The 2775-nt window shown below is 58.2% G+C and carries 2 protein-coding genes; both read left to right on the plus strand.

Annotation, left to right across the window (positions count from 1 at the left end):
• Positions 1–53: 53 nt before the first annotated feature.
• The gene (locus tag NW856_RS05665; RefSeq protein WP_414399471.1) at positions 54–947 is read left to right on the plus strand and encodes a CoB--CoM heterodisulfide reductase iron-sulfur subunit B family protein; all 894 of its coding nucleotides are present in this window, start codon (positions 54–56) and stop codon (positions 945–947) included.
• 147 nt (positions 948–1094) lie between these two features.
• Positions 1095–2621 (plus strand): hypothetical protein, encoded by a 1527-nt coding sequence (locus tag NW856_RS05670; RefSeq protein WP_414399472.1) that lies wholly within the window; start codon positions 1095–1097, stop codon positions 2619–2621.
• Positions 2622–2775 lie beyond the last annotated feature (154 nt).

The following is a 2775-nucleotide window of genomic DNA, read 5'->3' on the forward strand; positions in this document are numbered from 1 at the left end:
GAATCCTTGCCATTTAGGGCAGGGAGAATGTCGGCGCTGTTGTTCCTTCACCTTTGCGCTACGCCTACTACCCCGGCTGTGTGGCCCAAGGGGCCTGTCGTGAGCTGTACGACTCCACCGACCAGATTGCGCGGCATCTGGGCATTGAACTGGTGGAGCTGGAGGCTGCTTCTTGCTGTGGTTCTGGCACCTTCAAAGAAGAATCGGAGCTGCTGGAAGATACGGTAAATGCCCGCAACCTGGCTTTGGCCGAGGCGCTGGGGTTGCCGATGCTCACCCACTGCAGCACCTGTCAGGGGGTGTTGGGCCGCGTGAATGAAAAGTTAAAAGCTGCGAAAACCGCGAATCCAGAGTACTTTCACCAGGTGCAAGCCCTGTGCCAGAAAGGGGGCTGTGAGAGCCGTTACCAGGGCACAGGCGATGTGCGCCATTTGCTGTGGGTGCTGGTTCATGACTACGGCCTGGAGCGATTGGCCCAACAGGTCAAGCGGCCCCTCTTGGGGCTGCGCTGCGCTGCCTTCTACGGGTGTTATCTGTTGCGGGCCTACGACATCTCCCGCTTCGATGTGGCACGGGATCCCCATTTGATGGAGGATCTCTTCGAGCGTTTGGGGGCCACCCCCGTTTGGTATCGCGGGCGCACCCAGTGTTGCGGCTGGCCCATTTCCAGCTATGCCCCGCAGCAGTCTTTCTCGATGGCAGGCCGGCATCTTCTGGAGGCCATAGAGGCGGGAGCCGATTGTTTGGTTACCCCCTGTCCTCTATGTCACCTCAACTTGGACTCTCGGCAGCCGGAGGTGGAACAGGTGCTCGGGCGCAAGCTGGGGATCCCGATCCTGCATTTGCCACAATTGGTGGGCCTGGCCCTGGGGATCCCGGCGGAAAACTTGGGACTGAACCGCCATGTAGTACAGGTGGAAAGAGCCCTGCAAAAAATAGGCCGCTAAATCCCACTTGATGGCTGGGGGATCCCTGGGCAAACATCAGGTCTGGGAAGGATGTGTTATTCTGCCCAGCAAGGTACCCGTCCTTGTTCAAAAACCGCAAAGATCCTCGTAAGCTTAGATCCACCTACTCCTGCTTAGCAGCTCCCTATGGTTGTCTCGGATCCCTTTGGCCTTGTTGTGCAAGAAGTGCAGCAGGGCGGGTACGCAGACCGAGTGAAAAAGCTGGTTTACTTTGCCTGCACCAGCACTTGGGAAAGCGATGTCAGCAAGTTGAGCCAGATAGATCTGAAAGCTCTGCTGGAGCAGCTCTGCCGCCAGCACGCTACCCTTGATGCTTTGGGCCAGCGCTTTCGAGATGCCATTAGCCGCATCAACAAAAAAGCCGAGTATGCTCGCATCGCCAAGATGCTGCTAAGCAAGCTACAGCCCCTGTATCAACAGCCCCAAGCGGATCCCTCAGTTTGGGCTACGCCCTCGCCTGTTTTGTCCTTGGAATATGGCGGTCTGCAACTGCAAAAGCAAGACTATGATCCCTTCGAGTTGCGGGCAGGGGTGATGCGGCAAACCAGTCCTTTGCGGGCCAAGCTGGTTCTGTTCACGGCTTTGTACCACAAAGTAGAGCCTACTCTGCAGGGGTTGGCGGCCCTGCGGCGCTACAGCCTGGACGAGCTGCTCAGAGCCCTCTACGATGCCTGCGCCTCCCCCCAAGAACTGGAAGCCCGGCTGAAGGAGGCGGTGCAGCAGTTGCAGGAGCCGGATCAGGATGGCCAAGCCGCCAATGCTGTGCTGCAGATGCTGAAGCCTCTTTACGTTGACGTGCCCCCAGCGACCCTCCCCGGCGGAGGATTGGCTGCTGAGCCTCTCTCCGCCAATCTGGATTGGCTGAATACCGAAGATGCCGCTCGCGCGGGCGAGGCAGAGTCCCTGGCCAGCCCCATGACTTGGATTGACGCTGGGATCCCAGAAGATGAGGAAGAACCTGCAGATCCTCTGGCTTTTGCAACCTGGACAACACCACCCGGCCCCTCTTCTGACCTGCGACAGGAGATCCCAGAGTCCTGCCGCCAACTGCTCCATCACAGCGCCGGATCCTTGATGGTTGCCATCGAGAACACCCTAAGCGAGTTGGGCAACGCCCTGGACGAAGGTCTGCAGGATGAGGATCCCGCCCAATATCTGACGCTCAAACACCAGGTGCTGCGCGGCTTCTTGAGGGATGTCGAGGGATCCGCCGCAATGTTCATGGGGATTGTGAAAAAGCTAGAACAATCGGAGTGGCGCTTGGTGCAGCCCCTGCGCGTCAGCAATGCAAAACAGGCTCTGCCGGAGGCGGTTACCGAAATGCCCGCTGAGCTGGCGGATCCCTATGCTTCCCTAAGACAGGTGTTGGCCAGCAGCGAGCTGGCCCAGCAAAAGCCGCAGTTGGAGCAGGAGGTGATGCATTTGGTGCGGCGCAGCGTCGGCTCTGTCAAAACTGCTATCGAACAGGCCCTGAGCGAGTTGGGCAAGGCGTTGGATGAGCAGTTCCAAACCTGCACCCTAGAGGAAGCCTTGGTTCTCAAGTACCAAACACTACGCGCCTTTTTGCAGGAAGTGGGGGAGATCTCCACCAAATTTGCTGCTTTCTTGGATCGCATGGAGGAGGCAGAGCGCCGTCTGTTCGGACTGGTTTGAGAGCCAAGCCGGCTGTTTGGGGATCCCGTTCAACACTCACGATCAGCCGCGCCGAGTGTTGGGGAAACGCCCGGATCCTTATCTAGAATAACCACCAGTGCAGCTCCTCTCTCACTTCTCTGAGCTGATACATTTACGCTGAACACTGCTGAAC

The sequence above is a fragment of the Synechococcus sp. R3-13 genome, from assembly GCF_047462195.1.
In the GTDB taxonomy this organism is placed as follows: domain Bacteria; phylum Cyanobacteriota; class Cyanobacteriia; order Thermostichales; family Thermostichaceae; genus Thermostichus.